Here is a 26,779-nt window from a genome sequence, read left to right on the forward strand (position 1 = left end):
GGCCTTTAGAGAGGTATCGGCGTCTCGTTCCATGCTTGATGAGCGGTAAAAAATTACTACACGTCGTGGGCGCTCCCCATTGTGGACTGAAGGTTGATCATGCTCAGCCCGAGCTTCGCGCGCGGGCGCGTTCTTCGGTAACCGGCGCGACCTCGACCGTCGCATTGCCGAGCGCGCGGTCGCGCTCGAACACGAGGCGGACGCGTTGGCCGACCGGCGTCAGCCCGATGAGATTGCGAACCTGCGTCGCGCTGCGCACTGGCATGTCGTTCGCCTTCACGATGATGTCGCCCTTGCGCAGTCCGGCCCGCTCGGCCGGGGAGCCGACGGTCACATCGGCGACGCGGGCGCCCTGGACGCGGCCATCGGCCGGCGAATCCAGATCGAGCAGGGTGACCCCGATGCGTCCGCGGTCGACGCGGCCGTTGGCGACCAGTTGCTCCATCACCCGTCGCGCCATGTTGATCGGCACGGCAAAGCCGATACCGACATTGCCGCCGCCCGGCGAGATGATCGCGGTGTTGATGCCGACCAGTTCGCCGCGGAGGTTGATCAGCGCCCCGCCTGAATTGCCGGGATTGATCGCGGCGTCGGTCTGGATGAAATCCTCATAGCCCTGCTTGCCGAGCCCGGTTCGCCCGAGCGCGCTGACGAGGCCGGAGGTGACGGTCTGTCCGAGGCCGAACGGGTTGCCGACCGCGATCACGAAGTCGCCGACCTCGAGCGCATCGCTGTCGCCAAGCGCGATCGCCTTGAGCTCGGTCGGATCCTTGATCTGCAGCACCGCGATGTCGGTGGCGGGATCGCGCCCGACCAGGCGGGCGGAGAATTTGCGGCCGTCCTTGGTCCGGATTTGTGCGGTGCTGACATGCTCGACGACGTGATTGGCGGTCATCACGTAGCCGCGCTGCGCATCGACGATGACGCCGGAGCCGGTGGCGCTGATCTGCTTCTCGACCTGTTTCGGAACGTCGAAGAACTCGCGGAACAGCGGGTCCTGGTACAGCGGATTGTCCTGCCGGACCTTGCCTTCGACCGAGATGTTGACGACGGCCGGGGTGACCTCCTTGACCAGTGGCGCCAAGGTCGGCACGCGGCCGAGCTTGAGGTCCGGGATCTGGGCGAGGGCAGGGGCAGCCAGGAGGGAGAGCACGATCGCCGGCAGCAGAACCAAAGGCCGGACACAACGCAGAATCTGCATCGTTTTTTCCTCGACGGAATCTGGACGGATTTGGCGACGGTGAAACTGGTCAGGACGGCCGGTGCGGTCAAGAGCCGTCCTGGCAATCGTTCCCACCGAGTGCCAAAAATTTTTCGTGACCCTCTTGAACGAAAAGTTCGGCTTTCCTAGGTCGTTGCTCGCCCGGGGGCCTCATGGGACCCGGGTCCTATGACATCGCTGATCTTGTGAAGGAGGATGTGCATGCATTTCCGTCCATTGCACGACCGCGTGCTCGTGCGCCGCATCGATGCCGAAGAGAAGACCAAGGGCGGCATCATCATTCCCGACACCGCCAAGGAGAAGCCGCAGGAGGGCGAGATCGTCGCCGCGGGCCCTGGCGCGCGGAATGAGCAGGGCCAACTGGTGCCGCTCGACGTCAAGCCGGGTGACCGCGTGCTATTCGGCAAATGGTCCGGCACCGAGGTCAAGATCGACGGCAAGGATCTCCTGATCATGAAGGAGAGCGACCTGCTCGGCATCATCGATGCCCCCGTCGCGGCCAAGAAGGCTGCTTGATCCCCGCAACTGACAGTCATCGGAGAAAGGAGACGAGAACATGGCTGCCAAGGACGTGAAGTTTTCGACCGACGCGCGCGACCGGATGCTGCGCGGCGTCGACATCCTCGCCAATGCGGTCAAGGTCACGCTCGGCCCCAAGGGCCGCAACGTCGTGATCGAGAAATCGTTCGGCGCGCCGCGCATCACCAAGGACGGCGTCACGGTCGCCAAGGAGATCGAGCTCGAGGACAAGTTCGAGAACATGGGCGCGCAGATGGTGCGCGAGGTGGCCTCGAAGACCGCCGATCTCGCCGGCGACGGCACCACCACCGCCACCGTGCTCGCCCAGGCGATCGTGAAGGAAGGCGCGAAGTCGGTCGCCGCCGGCATGAACCCGATGGACCTCAAGCGTGGCATCGACCTCGCGGTCGACGCCATCGTGGCCGACCTGAAGTCGCACGCCAAGAAGATCACCAGCAATGACGAGATCGCCCAGGTCGGCACCATCTCGGCCAATGGCGACAACGAGATCGGCCGCTTCCTGGCCGAGGCCATGCAGAAAGTCGGCAATGAGGGCGTGATCACGGTCGAGGAGGCCAAGAGCCTCGACACCGAGCTCGAAGTGGTCGAGGGCATGCAGTTCGACCGTGGCTATGTCTCGCCATACTTCGTCACCAATTCCGAGAAGATGCGGGTCGAGCTCGAGGATCCCTATATTCTGATCCACGAGAAGAAGCTGTCGGGCCTGCAGACCATGCTGCCGCTGCTCGAAGCGGTGGTGCAGTCCGGCAAGCCGCTCTTGATCGTCGCCGAGGACGTTGAAGGCGAGGCGCTGGCGACCTTGGTCGTCAACAAGCTGCGCGGCGGCCTCAAGATCGCCGCCGTCAAGGCGCCGGGCTTCGGCGATCGCCGCAAGGCGATGCTGGAGGACATCGCGATCCTCACCGGCGGCACCACGATATCAGAGGATCTCGGCATCAAGCTGGAGAACGTGACCCTGTCGATGCTCGGCCGCGCCAAGAAGGTCGTCATCGACAAGGAAAACACCACCATCGTCGATGGTGCCGGCGCCAAGAAGGACATCGAGGCGCGCACGCAGCAGATCAAGCTGCAGATCGAGGAGACCACCTCCGACTATGACCGCGAGAAGCTGCAGGAGCGGCTGGCCAAGCTCGCCGGCGGCGTCGCGGTGATCAGGGTCGGCGGCGCCACCGAGGTCGAGGTCAAGGAGCGCAAGGACCGCGTCGACGATGCGCTGCATGCCACGCGCGCGGCTGTCGAGGAGGGCATCCTGCCCGGCGGCGGCGTGGCGCTGTTGCGCGCCACCAAGGTGCTCGACGGCGTCAAGACCGCCAATGCCGACCAGAAGGCCGGGGTCGACATCATCCGCCGCGCCATCCAGGTGCCGGTGCGGCAGATCGTGCAGAACGCCGGCGAGGACGGCTCGCTGGTGGTCGGCAAGCTCCTGGAGAAGGACACCTACAGCTGGGGCTTCAACGCCGCGACCGGCGAGTACCAGGATCTGGTGCAGGCCGGCGTGATCGACCCGGCCAAGGTGGTCCGCACCGCGCTGCAGGATGCGGCCTCGGTCGCCTCGCTGCTGATCACCACCGAGGCGCTGGTTGCCGACAAGCCGAAGAAGGCGGAGGCCACGCCGGCAGCGCCGGCGATGGACTTCTGATCGCCAGAACCCGTGGCGGGCCGGCTCGGCCCGCCACGGTATTCGGTGCGCTTCGCCGAAAAGAAAGCAGCTGATGGCCGTGACTGGCCGTGGATCGGCCATAACGCGCAGCTATCAAACAACCTAAGACCGCAATCCGTCCATGGCCGGCCACAATTGCTGCGGCCATCGATGGAGCGACGGTCGACGGGAGGTGTGATTGGGGCGCTGTCGCGCCGCCCGGGGTTCGGTCGCAGCGCTTTCGCGTGTTTGCAGGGGCGATCATGCCTGCCTGGCAGTACGATCATCCGCCACCCAATCCGGCCGCCGCCATGGCGATTGCCGATCCGCGGCGTTTGACTCGTTTTCTCATCGAAAGTGAGCAGCGCGTGGTCGCGCATTGCCAGACGGTGCTGTCGCGCGGCGATCTCGATGCGCGCGAGCGCGACCGGCTGGTCAGCGTGCTGCGCGAGGCCACGATGCGGCTGCAACGGCTGTCGGCCGTGGCGGCCTGACCGGCCGATCAACCGCATCGCAGATGCGACAAAAAAATCTGCCGGCAGCCTCTTGAAACCGGTTTCGGTTTTTCTAATTCGTTGTTTGCCGCTTCGGCGGTGCCGGGTGCCTTCGGGGCCCGGCTGTCATCTGGGCGCTGACCGCTTGTCTGGTACTCAGAGGTCCTGCATCGGCCGGCGCTCCTTCGTATCCATCTTGCTCTTTGGAGGACTTGGCTATGAGGACCTACGATTTCAGCCCGTTGTGGCGCTCCACCGTCGGCTTCGACCGTCTGTTCGACCTGCTGGATGAGACGCAGCGCGCGGTCGAGGACAATTATCCCCCTTACAATATCGAACGTCTCGGCGACGACTGCTATCAGATCTCGCTGGCGCTCGCCGGCTTCTCTCCGGACGAATTGGCGATCACGGCCGAGCATAATGTGCTCACGGTCGAAGGTCGCAAGGCCGACAAGGAAGGCCGCGAATATCTCTACCAGGGCATCTCGTCGCGTCCCTTCAAGCGGCAGTTCAATCTCGCCGACTATGTGCAGGTCACGAAGGCGTCGTTCGACAACGGCCTGTTGCGGATCGAACTGGTGCGGGAAATTCCCGAGGCGATGAAGCCGCGCCGGATCGCGATCAACACCGCGCCGGTCGAGCAGATCGCGCAACAGAAGGCGGCGTGAGGCCGATGTCACGTGGCGCGCGGGCGGTGGTGCCCGCGCGCTTCGGCAGCAGTGTCCATGCGAAAGGAGCGTTAGGAGGAGACACGACATGAGTGAGCGCAGTGTTTCGATCACCACCGCAGGCGGGGGGACCTTCCACCCGGTCTCGCACTACGAATCCCCGGCCGATCTGCTCAACGACGCGAAACTGTCGCGGGCCGAGAAGCGGCTGATCCTGTCCTCCTGGGCATCAGATATGTATGCGGTCGAGTCACAGCCGCAGCTGCGCGAAATTCCCGGCATTGCGCGGCCGCTGCGCCTCTCCGATGTCCTCGGCGCGCTGCGGCAACTGGATCGCGAGGATCAGCCGCCGCGGCCGCGCGGCGGCGCCGCGATGCGTGTCGTGCCCCGGGCCGATGTGCAGGCGGACGGAGCTGCGCCCGACCATGCGCCAAGCGGGGCTGCCGGCCGGGTGCGGCCGGCGGCACGGCTGCGTTTCTCCCGCGAAGCCTTTTCCCGTGAAGCCAATGTGCGGCGCTATCGCAAGCTGCTGGCCACCCGGCTCGCCGACCACGAGCGCCGTTTCGTCGAGCGCCGCCTGGCCGAGGAGCTGCAGCAACTGCACGGTCTGTCCGAGCATCAAGGCCTGGGCCGCGCCGGCCGCTGCTGACGTTTCCCCGGGCGTGGTCAGTCAACAACCACGCTCAAATCAAAACGCCGCCCGGAATTGGGCGGCGTTTCATTCCAAATAGCGTAGAGGGTGATGGTTGTTTCTATCGCCCGCGCGCGCGAAAATCAATTCCTGTAACCGGGATTGACGCGATCGAGCCTGCGCAGCAGCGGTGGCCAGACCAGCTGGTTCGAGCGCAGCTCGACGCGATCCTGATTGTCGAACAGCTTCGCATTCTTGTCGACCACCTCGTCGCGGACCGGATAGGCCGTTGCGCCCAGCGTGCGCGTCCGCACCTGGATCGAGCAGGCGCGCTCGAGATGATACATGCGCTCGAAGGCGGAGGCGACCGAGCGTCCGACGGTCAGCGTGCCGTGATTGCGCAACAACATGTGGTTCTTGGTGCCGAGGTCGCGCTGCAGCCGCGGCCGCTCGTCATGGTCCAGGGCCACGCCCTCATAGTCATGATACGCGAGATCATGGGTGACATATTGGGCGATCTGGTTCAGCGGCAGCAGGCCGTCGGCGCAGCTCGACACAGCGACGCCGTCCAGCGTGTGCAGATGAATGACGCAGCCGGCATCCTCGCGCACCTCGTGGATGGCCGAATGGATGGTAAAGCCCGCCGGGTTGATGCTGTACTGACTCTCCGACAGTTGATTGCCATAGAGGTCGACCTTGATCAGGCTGGAGGCGGTGATCTCCTCGAACAGCAGGCCATAGGGGTTGATCAGGAAATGGTGCTCGGGGCCGGGCACGCGGGCGGAGATGTGGGTGTCGACGAGATCGTCCCAGCCGAACATCGCCACCAGGCGATAGGCGGCGGCGAGATTGACCCGCTGCGACCACTCGGCCTCGGTCATGTTCGAGGGCGCGTCCTTCAGGCGAGCTTCCGCGGGCGACATGGCATTCTCCAATCTCGATATCGTGACCGGAGCCTAGGCGGCCCGCTTGCGGCCGACAAGACGCCGGGCGCAGAGGCGGCCATGCATGGATTGCGGCCTTTCGGCCGCCCATGCCGCCGCGGTGGCCGGTGCGAGCAGGGCGCCGGTGGCCCGTCTTGATTACCGTCAATGCGCATGGCGGCGTGCACAATAGCTTGGCGACCGACATGCCAGGCCGTGGCTCCGCGCGCTCCGCAGGACCCTGCCGCAGGTGCATGTGCAGCGGGCGAGAGGGGTCCACGGAGTACGATCAATGACCTACCAGACCATCAATCCATATACGGGGGAAACCCTCGCTTCCTTTCCGGATGCGACCGACGACGAGGTGCGTGCGGCGATCGCCGCCGCGCATGAGGCGTTTCTCGCCTGGCAGCAGACGTCCTTCGCCGAACGCGGCCGGATTCTGCAGACGGCCGCCGACATCCTGCGCCGGGACAGCGACTCCTATGCGCGGCTGCTGACGCTGGAGATGGGCAAGCTGTTCAGCGAAGCCAAGGCCGAGGTCGAACTGTCGGCAAAGATCCTCGAATATTACACCCGCCACGCCGAGGCGCTGCTGGCGCCGGAAAAGCTGCCGGTTCTGGATCCGGCCGAAGGCGAGGCCATTCTCGTCTGTGAGCCGCTTGGCGTTCTGCTGGCCATCGAGCCGTGGAATTTCCCATATTATCAGATCGCACGCATCCTGGCGCCGCAGCTGTCGGCCGGCAACACGCTGCTCCTCAAGCATGCCTCGAATGTCCCGCAGTCGGCGGCGGCCTTCGAGAAGCTGATGGCCGAGGCCGGTCTGCCCCGCGGCGCGTTCAAGAATCTCTATGCCACGCGGTCCCAGGTCGAGCTCATTCTCAACGACGACCGGGTTCACGGCGTGGCGCTCACCGGCTCCGAAGGGGCAGGCTCGGTGGTGGCTGCGCAAGCCGGCAAGGCGCTGAAGAAATCGACGATGGAGCTCGGCGGTGCCGATGCCTTCATCGTGCTCGCGGACGCTGATCTGGACAAGACCACCAGATGGGCGGTGTTCGGCCGGCACTGGAATGGCGGGCAGGTCTGCGTGTCGTCCAAGCGGATGATCCTGGTCGATCCGATCTATGACGAGTTTCTCGCCCGCTACCGCAAGGGCGTTGCGGGTCTTGTCGCCGGCGACCCGTTCGATCCGAAGACGACGCTGGCGCCGCTGTCGTCGCAAGGTGCGGCTGACGAGGTGAAGGAGAAGATCCGGGCAGCGGTTCAGCTCGGCGCCAAGGCCGAGGAGGTGGGCCCTCCGGTGCCCAATCGCGGTGCTTTCGTGCAGCCGACGATTCTGACCGAGGTCGCGGACGACAATCCGGCACGTCATTGGGAGTTCTTCGGCCCGGTGTCGATGCTGTTCCGCGCCAAGGACGAAGATGACGCGGTTCGTATCGCCAATGATTCACCGTTCGGTCTCGGCGGCTCGGTCTTCACCGCCAACCCGGCGCATGGTGCCGAGCTCGCGAGAAGGGTCTCGACCGGCATGGTGTTCGTGAACCATCCGACCAAGGTCGAGGCTGATCTGCCGTTCGGAGGCATCCGCCGCTCGGGCTATGGTCGTGAGCTGATCGGACTCGGCCTGAAGGAGTTCGTCAATCACAAGCTGATCGACATCGTGGACATCGATGCGCGGTTCTAAGCCCGTCTAATGGATCATGATGCGTTTGCACGGAAACGCATCATGATCTTTCCTCTTTGTTTGAGCATGATCTTTTCGGAAACCCGGTTTCCACTTTTCCGGATCATGCTCTAGAGATGCCAAGCTCATCGGGCGATCGTTCCTCATCGGGACGATCGCCCTGACCATATGGCCGATCGGCTAGGGAGCCGGGATCGACAGCAGGCTCGAAATGCTGCGGCCGCGGATGTCGTAGACCCGTGCGAACACCACGTCGTCGCGCTTGATCTCGACCATCACCGGAGCGGTCAGTCCCTTGCAGTAGAACTCACCGAGGGTCATCGCGAAGTCGGCGGCATGACTGTCCCAGCCGATCGTGAAATCGGGGCCGAGCGCGACCTGGGCCGGCCGCTGCGGACCGCAGACCGCGACCTTCCATTTGTGACCGATCGGCGGCACTTCCTGACGCTCGTCGAGCTGCTCCTTGAGGCCATCGGAGGCCTGCTTCAGTGCCAGACCCCAATAATCGAGCATGAAGCGGGCGTCGGCCTCGCGCACCGTGCCGGCGATGAAGTTGAAATGCGTGTACTGGTAGGGGTGCAGGCGGATCATCTCCGCCAGCGGCAGCAGCAGGCCGAAGCAGAAGGCGGCGATCGCCACCGGCTGCCAGCTGCGGCGCTCGTCCTTGTTGAGCCAGGACAGCAGCCAGGAAAAGGCGATGCCGCCGAGCAGCGCCATCGGTGGGATCACGAACACGAAGTGGCGGATGCCGTTGTAGAGCGCCGGGCGTTTGACGATCGCGATCAGGATCGGCAGCGTTGCCGCCAAGGTCAGCATCAGCAGGATGCTCTTCTGACGCGCCGGCATGTCGGGCCGCGACAAGGACATCAGCGAGGTGACCACGCCGGCCACGAACAGCCCGATCATCAGCTCCGGCATCTGCAGCGCAAACAGCGTCGGCAGATACGACCAGGGCATGTCCGGCACCGAGACCAGGGCCCCGTCGAACATCTCCTTCCACGGCTTCTCGAAGAAGTGCGAGAAATAGGTCAGAGCCCGGAACGGATTGGCCGGCTCGATGATCGACCACGGCCAGATCAGGCCCATGATCAGGTAGCCCAGGATCAGGCCGGGGATCAGCACATAGATCAGATGCGCGAAGCGGCGGATGGCCTCGCGGGCGCCCTGCGTGCGGTATTCTTCCACGAACAGGGGCATGAAGCCGACGACGGCGTAAACCACCGCCATGCCGCCAAGGATGCGCGAGCCGATCGCAAATCCGGCGCCGAGCCCGATGATCAGGACGGTGCGCGGCGAGGGGTAGGGATACTCCTCGGCCAGGCGCACCAGACCCATCAGCAGCACCACCATGGCCACCGCGAATGGCGCATCCTTCGGGTTCATGAACATGTGGCCGTAGAAGATCGGGCAGAGGGCCAGCAGCAGCAGCGCGGCCACGCCGGCCACGGCGCCGCCGATGCGGCGTGCCAGCCGCCACGTCACCGCGAGGCCGATCAACCCGACGATGGCGCCGACCAGCCGGCGCGTCTCGAACAATTCCAGGGGCAGGATCTTGTGCAGCAGGGCTGCAACCATGTCGAACCCGCCGCCGTACATATAGAGATTGGCGAACGACAGTGCCGCCGTGTCCCTGAATCCGGAGCCGTACATGCGCAGCAACAGATCGGCATACTCGGCATGGGTGTAATCGTCCCAGCCCAGGCCGTAATCGCGGAACGTCAGTCCGGCCACCACCGCGACCGCGGCGAGCACGAACATGGCGAAATCGTCACAAGTCCGCTCGAGGGTCCGCCGCGTCGGCGTCTCGAGGACCGAAGTGGTTATCGATGTCATGGCTGAGTGTGACCCGGCGTCCCCAAACGACCCCGCTCCCGCGCTTCAGGCCTGTGTTCCCCGCCTGGATATAGCGCGTCCTCGTTTCCAAGGTGTTGGAAAAGTCGCGTCATGCGTCCATTGCAGTGCAGCAGGAGCCCGAATTTCGGCTGCTTGGTGCCATATTGGCATAGCCACATGAACGCGTCCTGAACCATCAGGCTCCGGGAAAACACGGAGGAACCCGAGCCGGTTCCGTGGGTTAGCGGCGGAGAAATGTGGCACGATCGTGGCGTGCTTGGCCGCTTCGACGTGGAGAGCCGGGAGTGCGGCCGAAGTTCCGCTGCAAATTGTCGCGGATTTCGACTAGAACCGGATTCAAGGGACGCGGGCAACCGCAGGAAACTAGTGTGATATCGGTCGGGACGCAGTCCGGTACCGGCGCATTAGGGGATAGGTTCGAATGATGAGTGCGATGTTGGCCGCTGGGGCTCTGGCCGTACTGGCTGGGCTTGGAGCGATTGCCTGGGGTATTCCGGTCAAAGAGTTCAGCGTCGGCAACACGCTGATCCTGTCTGGAACCCTCGGCGTCTGCAGCGGCCTGCTGATGCTCGGACTCGCGGCTGTGCTCGCCGAGTTGAAAGTGATCTCGCAGCGCTTGCGCACGCGCGGTCCGGCGGATGCAGAGATCCGGCCGCTGCAATTGCCGGGGGTGAACAAACCTGACCTCGACGCGCCCGCGATGCCGCCGGCCGAGGATGCCTGGCGGGAGGGCGTGACGCCGCGCGCGCGTCCGCGCATGCCGGACCTGTCGGCGCCGTTGTCGTCGGCGCCTATTCCTGCCTCGCCAATGTCCGCCGGGCCCCTGTCGTCTCTGTCCGCGCCGCCACCGCTTGCTTCGCCGCTGCGGCCGTCCGAGCCAGAACGGACCCTTGGCGGACCGGAGACGGAGGCGTCCGAGCGTCCCAAGCGCAATCTGCTGTTCGCCTCATCGTCAAGGCGGGATCGTGAACGGGCGGACAAGCGCGGCTCCGAGCCGTTCGCCAGCGATTTCCGGCAGCCTCCGCCGACCGAGCCCCCCGCTGAGCCGCTTGAGGCTCCGGCGCCGCCGGAGCCTGCGCCGGGATTCGATGATGGTTGGCAGCGCTCCGAGCGGCCGCGGGCGGCAGAGGCGCCTCGACCGCCATTCCCGCGTCGCTTCGCGCGCGCCGCGCCGGCTTTCGTCGAGCCGGAGCCCGAGCCCGCCCCTGAGCCTGAGATCGCGCCGGCCGAGGCACCGGCTGCGATCAGCATCATCAAGTCCGGTGTTGTCGATGGGATGGCCTATTCGCTCTATTCGGACGGCTCGATCGAGGCGCAGATGCCGGAGGGCATGATGCGCTTTGCCTCGATCGACGAATTGCGCACGCACCTCGAAGGCCGCGGCTGAGCCGCGGACGGCCGACCTCACTGGTATACCGCACACATTACTTCGCCGTGGACAGATCTTCTCAAGAAGAAGTCCTCACCTTATTGTCATTTCGCCAGTCATTTGCCCATATTGCTTGAAGAATCGTAAGACAACAGGGGCGCTCGGCCAGAGCGATACTTGCTTACGAGAATCACCGGGTGGAAGACGGCGAGGGGGCAATGACGGACGGAGCCGGCAAGAGCTTCATCGATCTGACTGCCGACATCGTGTCGGCCTATCTCAGCAACAATCCGACGCCTGCGGCCGAGATTCCCTCGCTCATCAGCCAGGTCCACGCCGCGCTGACGCGCGTCGCTGCGGGACGCAGCGAGCCTGCGCCCGAGCCGGCGCGGCCCGCGGTGCCGGTGAAAAAGTCGATCCATCCGGACTATCTGGTCTGCCTCGAGGACGGCAAGCGCTTCAAATCACTGCGCCGCCATTTGCGCACCCAGTACAACATGACGCCCGAGCAATATCGCGACAAATGGAACCTGCCGCCGGACTATCCGATGGTGGCGCCGAACTACGCGGTCACGCGCTCGCAACTGGCCAAGAAGATGGGGCTTGGTCAGCAGCGCCCCGAGCGCGAGAAATAGCGGAACCGATCAGCCGGCGGCGGCGAGTGCTTCGCGCGCGTCCGAGCGGATGCGCTCGACCATGGAACGCAGACCATTGGAACGCTGCGGCGTCAGATGCTCGCGGAATCCGAGCTCGTCGAACACAGCAGGCGCGTCGATGGCGAGGATCTCCTGCGGGGTGCGTCCCGAATACAGCGTCAGCAGGATCGCGATCAGGCCCCGCACGATATGGGCGTCGCTGTCACCGAGATAGTTCAGGATCGGCCCGGCGCCGCCGCGATCGACATGGCGCGACAGCCACACCTGGCTGGCGCAGCCCTGCACTTTGTTGGCAGCCGAGTGCTCGTCCTCGGGCATCGGCGCCAAGGTGCGGCCGAGCTCGATGACGTAGCGGTAGCGGTCGTCCCAGTCGTCAAGCAGGGCGAAATTGTCGCGGATTTCGTCGATCGTCATGGTGCTCTCAGGTCCCGATATGCGCCCTCATATAGGCGTTCGGCGGGACGAAAGCGACAGCGCTGCGGTGGGGTCAGGGCGTCGGCGGCAGGCGCCATTCGGCTGCGAGGTCGTCGCTGGACAGCGTGTCAGCGGCAGCGTCTCCTGGCAGAGCCTCCTCAGCCGCGGGGCCGTCGATCGACCCGGTATGATCGTTGGCGCGCTTGTCGAGATTGGCCGGCTTCACCGGCCCGATCAACTTGTCCGCAGTGGCCGGCTTCTCGGCCGTCTCCGGCTTGTCGGTGATGATCTGATAGATCTTGCGCGCACCTTCCTGGGCACGATGACCGATCACGGTCGCAGCCTGGCCGCCGACCTCGCAGGCTTGCGGCTGACGCTTGCAGAACTGGCTCATGTCGGAGACCGCAGCGGTCGCCGCCTGCACGGCTTCGTGCGCATTGATCTGCGGCAGCTTGTCGGCGTCGGGGCTCTTCTCGCGCGGCAGCAGCACCAGCACGAGTCCGAGCCAGAATGCCATCCGAAGCAGAAAGAACATCACGCAACCCCGACCGTCCTGCCTGATCTCGCCTGTCTCTGAGAGGCGCGGCCGAGATCGGCGGATGCTTTGTTTTACGTCGCGACTGCTTGCTGTGAGCTTAATTGGTTGAGATTTCGCGAAGCCGGCCCGGGAACTTTTTTCGACGTAAACGTTTCGTTGGCGACGGCAGCGCGCGCCTTCCAACCAGCTGCGGATGGCGACGCTTTGGCGGTCGCACTGAGAGGCGGAAACCATGCGTTCACCATCCCGGCCGAATGGCGCAGTCACCGCAGCGTGGCCCTTAGCGTTCGCTTAATGCGAGTCTGACAGGTTGACGCGTGACGACAGGGGGCGTCCCGGCACGTTCTTTATGACAGTGTCCGACAGGCCGAGGCGCGAGAGCCGTGAGTGTGTTGAGTATCATCCGCGAATGTCTTGATGCTTTGTTGCATCCATCGGCTCGAACTGATGCGATGACGCGCGCGCGCCACCGCGCCTTCATCGCGCCGCGCCTGCTCGGCAGCCTGGCTGCGTTCGCCGTCTTTCCCGCCTATCTCGCGATGCGCGGCGCGCCAAGTGCGCTCGAGGTCGGCGCGCTGGCCTGGCTGATCGCGCCGATCCTGCTGTCCTGGTATCTGTCACGCACGGGCCGCTATGAGAGCGCCTGCGCGCTGTCGTCGCTCGCGCTCTCCGCCTTGATCATGTCCGTCTCGATCGAGACCGGCGGCATCGAATCCTTTGCCGCAGTCTGGCTGATCGTCGTGCCCCTGGAGGCCGCGTTCTCGGCGTCGCGTCGCGTCGTGGTGTTCTCGGCGGCGCTGGCGCTGTCATGCGCCTTGCTGCTGATCCTCATCGGGCATCTCGGCTGGCTGCCGAGGCCGGAGATGAATCCGGCGGTGCGAATGGGTCTGCTCGCCTTCGGCGTCGCGTCTGCCACGCTCTATGCCGCCGTGCTCGCTTTTGCCGCCGACACGCTGGCGCGAACCGGCGTGACGTTGTTGTCGATGGAGGAGGAGCGTTACCGTCTGCTCGCGCGCAACATGAGCGACGTGATCTCCCGCCACCGGCGCAACGGCGCGGTGATGTTCATTTCGCCTGCAGTCGAGAATCTGCTTGGGACCTCCGTTGCCCAGTTGCAAGGCCATGGCCTGTTCGAGCGGGTTCATGTCGCCGATCGCCCCGCTTATCTGACGGCGTTGTCGGAAGCGGCGCGCGGCAGCGAAGCGTCGAGCGTCGAGTTCCGGCTCCGCCGCGATGCCGGGGGCGACACGCGCGGCCCGCATCATGCGGTCGATTTCATCTGGGTCGAGATGCGCTGTCGGCCGCTCGATGCCGCGGCCCGGACCCCGAGCGGCGCGGAGCAGGAGGTGGTCGCCGTCATGCGCGATGTCACCGATCGCAAGCTGCAGGAGCAGGCGCTTGAATTGGCGCGCAGCGCGGCCGAACGTGCCGATGCGGCCAAGACGCGATTCCTCGCGACCATGAGCCACGAGCTGCGCACGCCGCTGAACGCCATCATCGGCTTCTCCGAGATGTTGATGCAGGAGCAGGCGCTGGTGCTCAACGCCGCGCGCCGCCGCGAATATGCCCAGCTGATCAATGATTCCGGTCAGCATCTTCTGTCTGTCGTGAACGGTATTCTCGACATGTCGAAGATGGAGTCGGGCAATTTCGAGCTGACGCCCGAGCCGTTCGCGCCGCGCGCAGCGCTGATCAATTGTTGCAATCTGCTGGCGCTGCGCGCCCGGGAAAACGGCGTCGATCTGTCAGCCGACGTGCCGCACGATCTCCCGACCATCACGGGTGATCCGCGTGCGTTCAAGCAGATCGTGATCAATCTGGTGTCCAACGCGATCAAGTTCACGGAGCGTGGCGGCCGGGTCATGGTGTCGGCCGCCATCGAGGGGCCGCAACTGCTGCTGCGGATCACCGACACAGGTGTCGGGATCGCGGCCGACGACCTGAAGCGCATCGGCGATCCATTTTTCCAGGCCGGCAAGACCTATCAGCGGCGGCACGAGGGAACCGGCCTCGGTCTCTCGATCGTGAAGAGCCTCGTGAACTTGCATGGCGGCGAAATGTCGATAGAAAGCAAGCTCGACGAGGGAACGACGGTTTCGATCGCGCTTCCCATCGATTGTGTTGCCGCGGAGGCGGCGGGCGCGACGATCACGGCGCTGTCGCCTTCGCGATCTGCCCAGGCCGGGCAGGTGATTCAGGTGAAGAAGAGTGCCTAGACGAGCTGCAGACGAGGATGAGGCGCCGGTCCGGCGCCGCCGCAAGCGCGCCGGTGCCGCTGCTGCCGCGGTCGAGGCGGTGGACGAACGCGGCTGGCTGATGCGTGCCGTCCTCTACAGCCCCAAGGACATGTTCGCCGGTCTGCTGGCCTGTGCGGCCGGCAGCGCGATCATTGTCAACGCTGTCTTCCTGCAATCGGGTCCGCATCCCGCACCGATGTTCGGCTCGATCGTCACCATTCCTCCGGCGCTTGCCAATGCCAATCCGTTGCCGCGGCCGCGACCGACGGAGGCCGATCTCTCTCCGTTCGATCCCAAGGTGACCGAGACCCGGCCTCCCGACACGCGGGTCGTGGAACCGAGGCCGGCGGAGCAGCGGACCGCCGATGCGCGGCCGGATCAGAAATACGCCGATCCGCTGGCCGACCTGGTGCGGTCGGTCAGCGGCGGCCAGGGCGCCTCACGCGCCCAGCCCACGCCGGGCGGCAACGCGCGTCGCGTCGCCGCAGTCCAGCGCGCGCTCACTGAATATGGCTATGGTCAGTTGAAGCCCACCGGGATGATCGGCTCCGAGACCCAGGCTGCGATCCAGAAATTCGAGCGTGAGCGCAAGCTGCCGGTGACAGGCCAGCTGTCGGACCGGCTGGTGCGCGAGCTAGCGATTGTCATCGGCCATCCGATCGAATAGAGCAGGGCGTCCCTGGGCTGCAGCTTGCAGCGCGTCGTTCCGCCGGCCGTGAACCTGTCATGCGATTGAAGAGCAGCATCTGGGTGAGCGCCTATTTGCGCCGCTGCCAGTCGGCCGGCGCATTCAGCGCGATTCGCCGGCGTGGCGCCGAAGAGGCCGGTGCGGTGTTCATCAAGGTTGCCTTGATGGATGGCACCGCGCAGCTGTACATGCCGGCGCCGCAGACCGTCTATGACGACAGTCGCCCCATCGACCGCTTCTTTGTCCCGATCGCTCCGCAGCCGCAGCCCGAGACGCAGATCGAAGAGCGTCTGGTGAAGGAAGTGCGTTTCGATCCCGACGCCTGGATCGTGGAGACCGAGGACAAGCAGGGCCGCCACTTTCTCGACCTCGCCCGCGATCAGGCGTAATCCGCCATCGCGAGCCTCCCGTTGCGAGCGCCAATTCGCAAGCGTCCATGCCGAAGCCGCTCAGCCAGGACGGCAGAGCGGCGCGTCAGCGCTTGAAGCCCTCGCTGACGGTGCGCACGATCGGCCGCGGCGAACTTTGCGCTGTGCGCGGCGAGCTCGCGCGGACATTCTGCCGTTCGTCATCATAGAGAGCGGGGCGATGCTTCGCCCGGATCGCCGCGATCGCCGAGCCACGCCAGGCCGCCAGCATGATCAAGGCTGCCTGCTCGCTGAGGCGCTCGTAGAGCCGCGACAATCTGAAGACGGCCTCGACCGACTGGCCGATCTCGGGCTTGAGGAACAGCAGCACGCGTTCGAATGCCGCGCCCGGCATGCCCAGCGCCTTTGCCGCGCAGGCGAGCGGCTCGCCGCTCGCATCGTTCATCACCTCCTGCGTGATGCGTGCCGGAAGCAGCAGGCTTTCGCCGAGCTCCAACGTGAACGTCTCCACGTCCGCATTGAAGGCCGCCATCTCCAAAGCCTCGATTGCATTCAGCGCGCGATGCGGCGGTGTGGGCGCTGCAGGCCGCAGCGGCGCGGTGGCGAGGTTCTCCAGGATGGCGATGCGCTCCTTGACGCCGGCGCGCAGGAACATCTCGCTGAGCTCGGCCGCATCACGCGGCTGCATCGTCAATCCGGCGGACGGGGTGTCCTCGCGTGCGGGAGCTTTGAGCGGAGATGCGCGGAGCGCCGACGGAATGGGCCCGGCCAAGGGCAGCATCGCTTCATTCTGTGCCGGGCGCAGTCCGAGCTTCGTCAGGATCTCGATCGGTGTACCCGGATAGATCGCGAGGCGGGCGCGGACGGCCGCGCGGGTCGCGTCATCGACGTCATCGACCAATCGCGAGACCAACTCGACGAATTGCCGCTCCTCATCCGCCGAATGGGTGCTCGCCTGGACATAGAGGTCGGTCAGGACACGCAGCAGAGTGGGCTTGATGTCGACGCCCTCGCGGCGCGACAGCGTCAGCAACCCGTCGAAGCCGGGGAACAGCGATGATCTTGTCATGTCGGGTACGCAACTTCGGCAATCGTTGTGTCGATTAGAGCCGAGTTGTTTTAATGGGCCGTTAAGGAAAACAATCGGTGAAGATGGGCCGAATTTTCCCGGTGAGACAAAGGCGCAACGCCCACTTGCGATCTCCGCTACGGCTGCACGCCATCCGTGTTTCCTGCAGCGTGCATTAACACCCTCTTAACCACGTCCTGATCTTAATCGACCCGTTCGAGCGTCGAGCCATGGCGTTGACATGATGCCGGCTCGATCCTGTCTCACTGCGTCGCCGCTGCCTTGTCTCGTCAGGGCGTCGCATCGAAATCGTCAGTTGTGCGTGCCCTCTGGCCTGCGAAGTTCGGGCAAGGGGGAAAGTTTGGGGGTTCGAACTTCGGGCACGAAAGAGAGCTGACATGGCGACCATCATTGAATTCCCGACGGATGCAGCGCGTCGCGCGCGATCCCCGGTGACCGGCGCGCCGCAGGAGGGCATGGGGACGATTGTGATTCTTCCCGTTGTTCGCATCGAGCGGGAAAGCAGCAGTGACGATCGCGGTCCTCGCGAGGGCGCCGCACCAAGCCGCCGCCGTCGTCGCCGCTGATTGCGCAGGGGAATGGGAATGCCGGACATGATGGTTCGGGTCCGGCGGGCAGCGCCGGCCGTCGCGCTTGGTCTTTCCAGCGCATTGCTCGGCGCCTGCAGCGGCGGTGATTTCGGCCGCACGCGCGCCGATATGCGCAACGACGACATGCACAAATGGATCGGGGCGGAAGCCACCGCCAGCGTGGGCGTCAAGCCATCGCAGTTTCAGCTGACTGACAATGAGCGCCAACTGCGCGATCTGGCTTATCCGCTGATCGAGCCGCCGCATTCGCGTCCCGCCTGGAAGGCGGTGTTCGGCGACTACCAGCCGTCAGCATCGCCCTGGCGCCAGAAGGTGGCGTTCGATCGCACCGCCTATGGCCGTGCGCTGATCGACGAGCCGCATCGCTCGCATGCGTCGCGCTACGCGCAGCTGATCGACGACGTACGCGACGACATCACTCGCTTCGAACCGTTCTTTGCATCCGCGATCCGCGTGATCGATCTCGACCGCAAGCGCGATGCCAGCATGCACTATATGACCGAGCTGTCGCCGCGCGAAAAGGCCGATGCCGTCGCGCGCATGCAGGAGAATTCGCTGATCGTGCAATGGGTACAGATCTGCCTGGAGCAGCGCGTCTCGTCCTATCGCTGGGCGTTGGAGCGGCTGGTGCTGCAGGCGCCGGATTCGATCGCAGCCGAAGCGGATCGCCTGATCGGCGAACTGGCCGCTCAGACCGCCAATCCGCCGGTGGCCGCGCGCCCGCTCATCCAGCGGCCGCTGACCTCCAAGGGGTAGAGCATGATCCGGAAAAGTGGAAACCGGTTTTCCGAAAAGATCATGCTCAAACAAGGAGGAAAGACCATGATGCGTTTCCGTGGAAACGCATCATGATCTAGCCGAGGCCAGTCTCATTCGGGCCTGAGCAGGCGGAGCGCCTCGTCGAGCAGATGCGGCGTATGCTTGCCGCTCGAATCGCGGCAGGCCCGCTCGAAATAGTCCGACAAGGCCGGACGGAATTTCGCATGCGCCGCCTTGTCGATGATGGCGCGCGCGCGCTGCTTCGGCGACAGGCCGCGCAGATCGGCCAGTCCGTGCTCGGTCACGAGGATCTGCACGTCGTGCTCGGTGTGGTCGACATGGGTCACCATCGGCACGATGCAGGAGATCGCGCCGTTCTTGGCCGTCGACGGCGTCATGAAGATCGACAGATAGGCATTGCGGGCGAAGTCGCCGGACCCGCCGATGCCGTTCATGATGCTGCTGCCGCGGACATGGGTCGAGTTCACATTGCCGTAGATGTCGGCCTCGATCAGCCCGTTCATGGCGATGACGCCGAGCCTGCGGATCACCTCGGGATGGTTGGAGATCTCCTGCGGCCGCAACACGATGCGGTCGCGCAGGAACTCGATTTCGCGGTTGAACTCGATCGCCGCCTCCGAGCTGAGCGACAGTGCGGTTGCCGAAGCGAGATCCATCCGCCCCGAGCGGATCAGGTTGAGCATGCCGTCTTGCAGCACCTCGGTGTACGCCGTCAGGTGGGGGAAGGGCCCCTCATCGAGCCCCGCCATCACGGCGTTGGCGACATTGCCCACGCCCGACTGCAGGGGCAGCAGTTTGCGCGGCAGGCGGCCCTGCTTCACCTCATGTTCGAAGAACTCCAGGATGTGGCCGGCGATCGCACCGGAGACCTCGTCAGGCGGAGTGAAGGTGGTGTTGCGGTCCGGCGCATGGGTCTCGACGATCGCGATGATCTTGTCCGGATTGCAGCGATAGGTGGTCTCGCCGATGCGGTCGCCGGGAGCTATGATCGGGATCGGCTTGCGATGCGGCGGCAGCCGCGTGCCGTAATAGACGTCGTGCATGCCGAGCAGCGCCGGGTTCATCCAGGAATTGACCTCGATGATGACGCGGTCGGCCTGGTCGAGCCAGGTCTTGTTGTTGCCGATCGAGGTCGACGGGATCAGTCGTCCGTCGGGAAGGATGCCGGCGCATTCGATCACGGCGATGTCGAGATGGCCGAGGAATCCGAACCACACGAATTGCGCGACATGGCTGAGATGCAGATCGATATATTCCATGCTGCCGGCGTTGATGCGCTGGCGCGTGGTGGGATCGGACTGATAGGGCAGGCGCAGATCGATGCCATTGGCTTTGGCCAGCGCGCCGTCGAGTTCGGGCGCGGTCGATGCGCCGGTCCAGACGCCGATGCGGAACGGCTCGCCGCGCCCATGCGCCGCCTCGATGCGGCGCGCCAGCGCCAGCGGCACGGCCTTCGGGTAGCCGGAGCCGGTGAAGCCGCTCATGCCGACATGGCTGCCGGGCTTGACCAACGCGGCGGCGTCGTCCGCCGACATGATCTTGGCGCGCAGCGCCTGCGACATCACCTGCGATGAACTCATCGTATCAGACACTCCGTGCGCAGGCCTGTTCACGCCCGCCAAAACCCGGGCTGTTTAGGATGGGCGGCGCAGGGATGATTTGACACGGGTCAAGCGGCGGATCCGCGCATCACAGGCCTGCAAGACGCGCGCGTCGCAGCTCGCGAACGTCCGTCGCACGCAACCGCTCCGTCAGCATGTTGGCCTTGCTGTAGCGTGGATCGCCGGTGACGTCGTCGCCGACCCAATCCGGGATCTGCACGGCAGCCGTTTCGGTCGGCAGCTCGATTTCTGCGATGATGATGCCGTCCAGTGGCCCGTGATACTCGTCGACCTCCCAGAGGCCGCTGTCGCCCGGCACATAATGACGGGTCTTCTCGATGATGCGTCCCTCGCAATGCGCGAAGATCGCCTCGGCATGATCCCTGGGAATCTCGTACTCGAATTCTTCCCGCGACAACCCCCGCCGGCCGCTCTTCACGCAGAGCGTCGTTCGATCGCCATAGCACCGGACGCGAACCTTGAGCCCATCCTGACGCGCGACGAGACCATCGCGAAGACGCTGACGATGCGTCGCCTGACCTCGCCAAGCCTCGGACTTGACGAGAAACTTCCGTTCGATTTCGAGGGGCATGACCTTGATATTGGGCGAAGCGCCGCCGTCCTGTGCCGTCATAGCAGCGAAGCGCGACAACGACTATGCCACCAAGGATGAAGAGAGCGTTGTGGATTTGATTGAAGGTCCTCGTAACGCCTTACCGCTTGCCGCGCGGCTTTTCCGCCTTGGCGGGAGCCTCGGCCTGCAGGCCGCAACTGGCGGCTGCAAGGGAGGCCTGGGCCTGCGGCATCAGGCCGGGCTCGGCCGCGAGGGCCTTCAACACGATCAATCCGGTGGTCGTCGGCGAATCGATGATCAGCCGGTCGGCGGCGGTGATCTCTTCGTCCTCTGGAAGATCCTCGTGCTCGGCTTCGGTCATCAGATCGAGCTCGATCACGCGCTTGCCGGCGGAGCGATCATTGATGGCGTAATAGGCGATTTCGTTGCGGGTATAGAATGACACCGACGTATAGGCCTGGCTGACCGGAACGGTCAGCTTGAGCGGCCCCTCCGACAGATCGTAGCGACAGATCGCCATCGCGAAGGCCGGGTCCATGAACGGCATCGGCGAGTTGTTGGGATCGGCAAGCGGCAGCTGCGTCACGGCATTGAGCTTGGTCATCGGCGTCAGCCGCGAATAGGCATCCTGGGTCGAGATCCGCGGCAGGGCCAGCACGCTAACGAGATGGACCACGCCGCCGAGCAGCACGCCGACGATCACGGTGAACAGCAGCCGGATCATGATGGGCAGCCCACTGTCGTAATCGCGGGCATCGGCGCGTCGCGCTGCGTGCGCGTGGCGACGCCCACCGGCGTGTCGTACAGCCGCAGCATCAGCGCGTAGCGCTCGATGCCGCCGGTCGGCAACCAGTTGCCGGAGCGTGAGCGCGATGCGACGCGAATCTCGAACGAGCCGTCGGCGCCACGCACGAGCTCCTGGCTGGTGAAGCCGTAGCGCTGCAGCGTGTTGGGCACGAGGTGGCCCTTGCGATCGTACAGCGTGAGCGTCCAGAAGCGGGCGGGGGGCGTCACGCCGCTGACGAGGATGTCGCAGCGGCCATCGAGCGGCTTTTTCTTGTCGTCGGTGGTGGCGGTGAACGCGACACCATCGCCGGTGCCGATCGGCAGCTCGCCGTTGCGGGTGATGGTGGCGCGTGCGTAAGGATCGACATCGGCCGTGCCGGTCTTCGGGCGTGCCGTCCACGCTCCGATGGTCAAGGTGCCGAATTCGGTGCCGCGCGTGGTGGTCATCCAGGTTGCGCCGATGCCGACGCCGGTCGCGATCAGGAGTGCAATCAAGGTGATGAAGAGCAGCCGCACGGAAATCGCCGTCGTCAGTTCTTGCGCAAGGCAGGCGTGGTCACGCCATCGGCGGTTGCCGCGGCGTAGTTCTCAGGGAAGGCGAGCGCGCTCGACGACACGGGCTTGGCCGGCTTGCGCGGATCGACCGGTGCCGCCTTCTCGGCGACGCGGGCGGCATCGTCGAGCATTTTCTCGACCTGGACCAGGATCTCGGCGCCACGGCGGGTCAGCACCGGCGGCGGACCGGGCTTGATCTCGAGGGTTTTCGGCTGGCCTGCCTGGGCCATCGCGGCGGAGGCCGGCTGCGGCAGTTTCTCGCCCATGCCGACGCCGGGCAGCTCCTTGACCTCGACGCCCTGATGCGCGGCGACCATGATGTCGTGCCAAGTCTGCGCCGGCAGCGAGCCGCCGGTCATGCGGTTGGTCGGCGAGTAGTCGTCATTGCCGTACCAGACGGCGCAGGTGAAGTTTCCGGTGTAGCCCACGAACCAAGCATCACGGTAGGCGTTGGTGGTGCCGGTCTTGCCGGCGGTCGGGATGCCGTCGAGTGCGGCGCGGCGTGCGGTCCCCTCGCTGACCACGTGGCTCATCATGCCCGCCATGTCGGCGGCCACCGAGGCCGGGATCGCCTGCTTCGGTTTCGGACCGTCGCGGTCCCAGCGCCAGACCAGGTCACCGGCGCCGGTGCGGACCTCCAGCACCGAATGCGGCGTGACGGCCTTGCCCTTGTTCGGGAAGGTCGCATAGGCGACAGCGTGCTCCAGCACCGTCACCTCGTCGGAGCCGATCGGCATCGACGGCGTGTCCGGCAGCGGCGCCTTGATGCCGAAGCGGCGGGCGACCTCGACGATCTTGGCGCGGCCCGCCTTCGGGCCCTCCTTGCCGCCGAGCGCGATCGACAGCTTCACCGGAACGACGTTGATCGAGCGGGTAATCGCCTGCGTCAGCGTCACCGTGCCTGAATAGGAATGGCCATAGTTCTGCGGACACCAATTGCCGATGCAGACCGGGCCGTCGACAATGGTCGAGGTCGGCTTGTAGCCGTTGAGCAGCGCCGTCGTGTACACGTACGGCTTGAACGACGAGCCCGGCTGCCGATAGGCGTCGGTGGCGCGGTTGAACTGGCTGGCGCCGTAGTCGCGGCCGCCGACCATGGCGCGGATGCCACCGTCGAGGTCTGAGACCACGGTGGCTGCCTGGGTGGCATGGTAGTCGCGGCCGAACTGGCGCAGCTGGTTCTCGATCGCCTCGTCGGCAGCATGCTGCACGTTCATGTCGATCGAAGTCCGCACCACGAACACGCGCTCGGTGTAGGATTTCGGAAACGTGTCGACCAGCTTGCGCATCTCGTCGAAGGCATAGTCGAGGAAGTAGTTGGGCGAGCTTTCGTCGCGGCGGTCGACCGCAAAGGCCGGGTTGCGGCGGGCGCCGAACACCTGGCCCTCGGTCATGAAGCCGGCATCGACGAGATTGTCGAGCACCACATTGGCGCGGGCGCGGGCGGCGGGCAGGTTGATGTGCGGCGCGAACTTGGTCGGCGCCTTGAACAGGCCGGCCAGCATCGCGGCCTCGGCCAGGTTGATGTCGCGCACCGACTTGTTGAAGTAGAAATGCGCCGCGCCGTCGACGCCGAAGGTGCCGCCGCCCATATAGGCGCGATCGAGATAGAGCTTGAGGATTTCGTTCTTGGTCAGGCGGGTCTCGAGCCAGATCGCCAGGAACGCCTCGTTGACCTTGCGCTCGATGGTGCGCTCGTTGGACAGGAACAGGTTCTTGGCGAGCTGCTGGCTGATCGAGGAGCCGCCCTGGCGGACGCCGCCGGCCTGGGCGTTGGTGACGAGCGCGCGCGCGAGGCCGGGGAAGTCGATGCCGAAATGGTCGTAGAAGCGGCGGTCCTCGGTGGCGAGCGTCGCCTTGATCAGATTATCCGGGAAGTCCTCCAGCGGGATCGAGTCGTTGTGCTTGATGCCGCGGCTGCCGATCGGGTTGCCGTAGCGATCGAGGAAGGTGACCGCGAGGTCGGACTTCTTCAGCCAGTCCTCGTCCGCCGTTTCCCGGAACGCGGGGATCGCGAGCGCCAGCATCAGGACCAGGCCGCCGAGGCCGATCGTGGCAGCCTCCGACAGCGGCTCGACGAACACCCAGCGCTTCCAGCCGCCGACGTAGAAGCGGTCCATGAACGCCGAATAGCGCTCATACAGCTCGCGGGTGCCGCGCAGCGAGGAGAACAACGCCGAATCGAACCGGGCGTCGAGATCCAGGCGGAAATTGTTGATCCGCTTCTTCCATTCGTCTGGAATGATCTGCCGCACGGGAACCCTGGTCGTTTCGAAAGCGTGTCAGCTGGCTTCGAAAGCACTCAGCACACGGGGCTGGGGCTATCGAAGGGTCTTGCGCGATTGTTGCGGCAAACCCAAGGCAGCTCCAAGTTCAGGTCCCCCAACTTGGAGTAGCCTGCACCGAGTCGCAATGCCGCTGCCGGGGACGACTCGCCTTCATATCTAGCTGAGCGGGGGGCACAAACCAATGGTTCCGCTTATAATTTGATGCACAAAGCTAACGTGCCGCTTCAACCGGCCAAGCGCCCCTTGCGCCCGCTCGGGTGGGGCCACTAGATGGCGGCGATGCCGCGCCCGCTGGGATTCGTCTGATGACTGCTCCGCTCAAACGTCCCTCGGGCCAGGAGGGATTTTTCTGGAAAACCAAGACCTTGGAAGAGATGTCCGAGGCCGAATGGGAAAGCCTGTGCGACGGGTGCGGTCGCTGCTGCCTGGAGAAGCTCGAGGACGAGGATACCGGTGACATCTACTTCACCCATATTTCCTGCCGGCTTCTCGATGCGGGTCTATGTGCCTGCAAGGATTACGCAAACCGCTCCGAACAGGTGACGGATTGCGTTCGCCTGACGCCTGAGAATGTCCGCACCATCACCTGGCTGCCGCCGAGCTGCGGCTACCGGCTGGTGGCGGAGGGGCGTGATCTCTATTGGTGGCATCCGCTGATCTCGGGGGATCCTCAGACCGTGCATGAAGCCGGGGTGTCCGTGCGCGGCCGCGTCGAGGGGACGGAGGACACTGTTCCGGACGACCAGCTCGAGAACCACATCGTCGCGTGGCCGGTGCTGCTGCCGAAGCGCGCCAAGCTGAAGCGCCGGCCGAAATAGGCCGGTCACTTCGCGCTCGCAGCAATTCAACTCGGCGCGACCGCACGTGCGCTGCCGGGATGCACCCATGCGCGCCGCCTGCTGCCGCAAGGGAAAATTATCCCTTAAGTAGTTCGCTATCTGGCGAATCTGCGCGGCGTTGGCCGCGCGCGGCATAGCATTTATCCCCATGAACAAGTTTGATCGGCAGAGCCATTATCCGGCTGCGTCCCAATCCTTGCCCGAAGAGATTGCGGCCGAGCTGGCGGCCATTCCGCCGCAGGTGCAGGCGGTCGAGGACGCCCCGCCGATCGCGCCGCCGGTGCCGCTGACCCAGACCGAGGTCCGCACGATTCTGATGAGCCTGCTGCTGACGATGTTCCTGGCCGCGCTCGACCAGACCATCGTCGCGACGGCGCTGCCGACCATCGGCCGCGAGTTCCAGGACGTCACCAATCTCTCATGGGTGATTACCGCCTATCTGCTGGCCTCGACCGCGGTGGCGCCGGTGTTCGGCACGCTCTGCGACATCTATGGCCGCCGCGCCATGATCATCACGGCGCTCAGCCTGTTCGTCGTCGGCTCTGTGGTGTGCGCGCTGGCGCCGAACATGCCGGTCTTGATCCTCGCCCGCGGCCTGCAGGGGCTCGGCGGCGGCGGCATCATGCCGGTGGTCCAGACGGTGATCTCGGACGTGGTCAGCCCCCGCGAGCGCGGTCAGTACCAGGCCTATTTCAGTGGTGTCTGGCTGCTCGCCGGCCTGCTCGGGCCGGTTATCGGCGGCTTCTTCGCCGACCACCTGCACTGGTCGATGATCTTCTGGATCAACGTCCCGCTCGCGATTGCCGCGCTGGCACTGCTGTTGCCCAAGATGGCCCGGCTGCCGGTCTATCACCGGCTGCGCAAGGTCGACTGGGCCGGCGGCCTGCTGCTGATGGCCTCGGCCGTCGTGTTCATGCTGGTCCTGACCTGGGGCGGCCACCGGCTGGCCTGGTTGTCGCCGACCATTTTGGCGATGATCGGCAGCGCCGTTGCGCTCGGCCTCGGCTTCGTCTGGCACGCCAAGCGGGCCGATGAGCCGTTCCTGCCGCTGTCGCTGATGGGCGGCACGGTGGTGCCTTATGGCATGCTGGCGAGCGGCTGCGCGCTCGGCGCGCTGATCGGGCTGACCGTGCACCTGCCGCTGTATTACGAGCTGGTCTATCATCTGACGCCGAGCCAGGCCGGTCTTGGCCTGATTCCGATCGCTGCGATCTCGACCTTCGGGGCGGCCATCGCCGGCCGCACCATGGCCCGGGTCAAGCACTACAAGCGCGTCGCCATCCTCGGCACCTTCATCGGCACCATCGCGGCCGCGGTCATGACGGTGACCACGCCGTCGCTGTGGGTCCTGCTGGTGCTGCTGTCGGTTTGCGGCATCGGGCTCGGCACGGCGTTCCCGATTTCGGTGGTGTCGCTGCAGAACGCCGTGGCGCGGTCGCAGATCGGCACCATCACCGGCGCCATGAACTTCTTCCGCTCGATGATGTCGTCGTTCACCGTCGCGGCTTTCAGCGCCATCCTGCTGATGGTGCTCGGCGCAGACATCTCGCTGGCGGAGGGGGCGCATGGCGCGGTCAGCGGCATCGCGGAAGCCGACATGATCTATGCCTTCCGCTTCGTGTTTGCGGCCGCCACCGTGATGCTCGCCTGCGCCTCCGTCTGCATGATCCTGATGGAGGAGCGGCCGCTGGCCGGCCCGTCGCGCACCGAGCCGGTGGATATGGCGGAGTAAAACAGCGGGACACAGGCTC

General features: G+C 65.2%; 26 protein-coding genes. 15 read left to right on the forward strand and 11 right to left on the reverse strand.

Going from position 1 to position 26,779, the window contains the following annotated elements; translation table 11 throughout:
- Positions 1-103: 103 nt before the first annotated feature.
- Positions 104-1,201 carry a trypsin-like peptidase domain-containing protein gene (locus HL671_RS12895; RefSeq protein WP_012043172.1) on the reverse strand — a complete coding sequence of 366 codons (1,098 nt, stop codon included), beginning with the start codon at positions 1,199-1,201 and terminating at the stop codon, positions 104-106.
- A 222-nt stretch (positions 1,202-1,423) separates the two neighbouring features.
- Between HL671_RS12895 and groES the strand changes: the two genes are divergently transcribed.
- The 5 genes from groES to HL671_RS12920 all read left to right on the forward strand — a co-directional run bounded on the left by groES (position 1,424) and on the right by HL671_RS12920 (position 5,212).
- Positions 1,424-1,738 (forward strand): co-chaperone GroES, encoded by a 315-nt coding sequence (gene groES / locus HL671_RS12900; protein WP_012043173.1) that lies wholly within the window; start codon positions 1,424-1,426, stop codon positions 1,736-1,738.
- A gap of 40 nt (positions 1,739-1,778) precedes the next feature.
- Positions 1,779-3,401, forward strand: a complete 1,623-nt coding sequence (groL, locus tag HL671_RS12905) for a chaperonin GroEL (RefSeq protein WP_172236598.1) — start codon at positions 1,779-1,781, stop codon at positions 3,399-3,401.
- Between the two features lie 263 nt (positions 3,402-3,664).
- Positions 3,665-3,895 (forward strand): hypothetical protein, encoded by a 231-nt coding sequence (locus HL671_RS12910; RefSeq protein WP_012043175.1) that lies wholly within the window; start codon positions 3,665-3,667, stop codon positions 3,893-3,895.
- Positions 3,896-4,113: 218 nt separating this feature from the next.
- Positions 4,114-4,563, forward strand: coding sequence for an Hsp20 family protein (locus HL671_RS12915; RefSeq protein ID WP_172236599.1), 450 nt, complete (start codon positions 4,114-4,116; stop codon positions 4,561-4,563).
- An 88-nt stretch (positions 4,564-4,651) separates the two neighbouring features.
- Complete coding sequence (locus HL671_RS12920) at positions 4,652-5,212, forward strand: hypothetical protein (protein ID WP_172236600.1); 561 nt, start codon at positions 4,652-4,654, stop codon at positions 5,210-5,212.
- A gap of 125 nt (positions 5,213-5,337) precedes the next feature.
- Here the strand turns inward: HL671_RS12920 and HL671_RS12925 are convergent, their stop codons facing one another.
- On the reverse strand, positions 5,338-6,117 hold the full coding sequence (locus HL671_RS12925; RefSeq protein ID WP_012043178.1) for a class II aldolase/adducin family protein: 780 nt from the start codon (positions 6,115-6,117) through the stop codon (positions 5,338-5,340).
- 292 nt (positions 6,118-6,409) lie between these two features.
- Here HL671_RS12925 and HL671_RS12930 point away from each other — a divergent pair, with 292 nt between their 5' ends.
- Complete coding sequence (locus HL671_RS12930) at positions 6,410-7,801, forward strand: NAD-dependent succinate-semialdehyde dehydrogenase (protein WP_041750634.1); 1,392 nt, start codon at positions 6,410-6,412, stop codon at positions 7,799-7,801.
- 180 nt (positions 7,802-7,981) lie between these two features.
- Here the strand turns inward: HL671_RS12930 and HL671_RS12935 are convergent, their stop codons facing one another.
- A complete protein-coding gene (locus HL671_RS12935; RefSeq protein WP_172236601.1) occupies positions 7,982-9,634 on the reverse strand; it encodes a glycosyltransferase family 39 protein in 1,653 nt (550 codons plus the stop codon).
- A gap of 442 nt (positions 9,635-10,076) precedes the next feature.
- On the opposite strand from HL671_RS12935, the gene HL671_RS12940 reads away from it, so the two are divergent.
- Both HL671_RS12940 and HL671_RS12945 read left to right on the forward strand, forming a co-directional pair.
- Positions 10,077-11,042 (forward strand): hypothetical protein, encoded by a 966-nt coding sequence (locus tag HL671_RS12940; protein WP_172236602.1) that lies wholly within the window; start codon positions 10,077-10,079, stop codon positions 11,040-11,042.
- Positions 11,043-11,242: 200 nt separating this feature from the next.
- The gene (locus tag HL671_RS12945) at positions 11,243-11,659 is read left to right on the forward strand and encodes a Ros/MucR family transcriptional regulator (protein WP_012043182.1); all 417 of its coding nucleotides are present in this window, start codon (positions 11,243-11,245) and stop codon (positions 11,657-11,659) included.
- A gap of 9 nt (positions 11,660-11,668) precedes the next feature.
- Here the strand turns inward: HL671_RS12945 and HL671_RS12950 are convergent, their stop codons facing one another.
- Both HL671_RS12950 and HL671_RS12955 read right to left on the reverse strand, forming a co-directional pair.
- On the reverse strand, positions 11,669-12,094 hold the full coding sequence (locus HL671_RS12950) for a SufE family protein (protein ID WP_012043183.1): 426 nt from the start codon (positions 12,092-12,094) through the stop codon (positions 11,669-11,671).
- A gap of 73 nt (positions 12,095-12,167) precedes the next feature.
- Positions 12,168-12,629: a DUF5330 domain-containing protein gene (locus HL671_RS12955; RefSeq protein WP_012043184.1), complete on the reverse strand. Its 462-nt coding sequence runs from the start codon at positions 12,627-12,629 to the stop codon at positions 12,168-12,170.
- Between the two features lie 455 nt (positions 12,630-13,084).
- On the opposite strand from HL671_RS12955, the gene HL671_RS12960 reads away from it, so the two are divergent.
- Genes HL671_RS12960 through HL671_RS12970 form a run of 3 tightly spaced genes read left to right on the forward strand, consistent with a single transcriptional unit; the run spans position 13,085 to position 15,946 of the window.
- Positions 13,085-14,848, forward strand: a complete 1,764-nt coding sequence (locus HL671_RS12960; RefSeq protein ID WP_012043185.1) for a sensor histidine kinase — start codon at positions 13,085-13,087, stop codon at positions 14,846-14,848.
- Positions 14,841-15,536 (forward strand): peptidoglycan-binding domain-containing protein, encoded by a 696-nt coding sequence (locus tag HL671_RS12965; protein ID WP_012043186.1) that lies wholly within the window; start codon positions 14,841-14,843, stop codon positions 15,534-15,536. The genes HL671_RS12960 and HL671_RS12965 overlap by 8 nt, the downstream gene beginning before the upstream one ends.
- Positions 15,537-15,595: 59 nt before the next feature.
- On the forward strand, positions 15,596-15,946 hold the full coding sequence (locus tag HL671_RS12970; protein WP_012043187.1) for a DUF1491 family protein: 351 nt from the start codon (positions 15,596-15,598) through the stop codon (positions 15,944-15,946).
- An 85-nt stretch (positions 15,947-16,031) separates the two neighbouring features.
- Here the strand turns inward: HL671_RS12970 and HL671_RS12975 are convergent, their stop codons facing one another.
- Positions 16,032-16,994 carry a DUF2336 domain-containing protein gene (locus HL671_RS12975; protein ID WP_172236603.1) on the reverse strand — a complete coding sequence of 321 codons (963 nt, stop codon included), beginning with the start codon at positions 16,992-16,994 and terminating at the stop codon, positions 16,032-16,034.
- A 398-nt stretch (positions 16,995-17,392) separates the two neighbouring features.
- Here HL671_RS12975 and HL671_RS12980 point away from each other — a divergent pair, with 398 nt between their 5' ends.
- Both HL671_RS12980 and HL671_RS12985 read left to right on the forward strand, forming a co-directional pair.
- A complete protein-coding gene (locus tag HL671_RS12980; RefSeq protein ID WP_172236604.1) occupies positions 17,393-17,581 on the forward strand; it encodes a hypothetical protein in 189 nt (62 codons plus the stop codon).
- Between the two features lie 30 nt (positions 17,582-17,611).
- Positions 17,612-18,361, forward strand: a complete 750-nt coding sequence (locus HL671_RS12985) for a hypothetical protein (RefSeq protein WP_012043190.1) — start codon at positions 17,612-17,614, stop codon at positions 18,359-18,361.
- Between the two features lie 113 nt (positions 18,362-18,474).
- Here HL671_RS12985 and HL671_RS12990 read toward each other — a convergent pair whose 3' ends face one another.
- The 5 genes from HL671_RS12990 to HL671_RS13010 form a co-directional block, all read right to left on the reverse strand.
- Positions 18,475-19,965, reverse strand: a complete 1,491-nt coding sequence (locus tag HL671_RS12990; RefSeq protein ID WP_172236605.1) for an acetyl-CoA hydrolase/transferase family protein — start codon at positions 19,963-19,965, stop codon at positions 18,475-18,477.
- A 109-nt stretch (positions 19,966-20,074) separates the two neighbouring features.
- Positions 20,075-20,578 carry a CYTH domain-containing protein gene (locus tag HL671_RS12995; RefSeq protein WP_012043192.1) on the reverse strand — a complete coding sequence of 168 codons (504 nt, stop codon included), beginning with the start codon at positions 20,576-20,578 and terminating at the stop codon, positions 20,075-20,077.
- Positions 20,579-20,699: 121 nt separating this feature from the next.
- The gene (locus HL671_RS13000; protein WP_172236606.1) at positions 20,700-21,284 is read right to left on the reverse strand and encodes a DUF1254 domain-containing protein; all 585 of its coding nucleotides are present in this window, start codon (positions 21,282-21,284) and stop codon (positions 20,700-20,702) included.
- Positions 21,281-21,862 (reverse strand): DUF1214 domain-containing protein, encoded by a 582-nt coding sequence (locus HL671_RS13005; protein WP_012043194.1) that lies wholly within the window; start codon positions 21,860-21,862, stop codon positions 21,281-21,283. Before HL671_RS13005 ends, HL671_RS13000 begins: the two co-directional genes overlap by 4 nt.
- 14 nt (positions 21,863-21,876) lie before the next feature.
- A complete protein-coding gene (locus tag HL671_RS13010; RefSeq protein ID WP_012043195.1) occupies positions 21,877-24,156 on the reverse strand; it encodes a transglycosylase domain-containing protein in 2,280 nt (759 codons plus the stop codon).
- A gap of 338 nt (positions 24,157-24,494) precedes the next feature.
- Between HL671_RS13010 and HL671_RS13015 the strand changes: the two genes are divergently transcribed.
- Entirely contained in the window at positions 24,495-25,007 is a 513-nt protein-coding gene (locus HL671_RS13015; protein ID WP_041750638.1) for a YcgN family cysteine cluster protein, read from the forward strand.
- Between the two features lie 169 nt (positions 25,008-25,176).
- Entirely contained in the window at positions 25,177-26,760 is a 1,584-nt protein-coding gene (locus HL671_RS13020; RefSeq protein WP_012043197.1) for an MDR family MFS transporter, read from the forward strand.
- Positions 26,761-26,779: the final 19 nt, after the last annotated feature.

This window comes from Bradyrhizobium denitrificans, from assembly GCF_013179005.1.
GTDB lineage: Bacteria > Pseudomonadota > Alphaproteobacteria > Rhizobiales > Xanthobacteraceae > Bradyrhizobium > Bradyrhizobium denitrificans.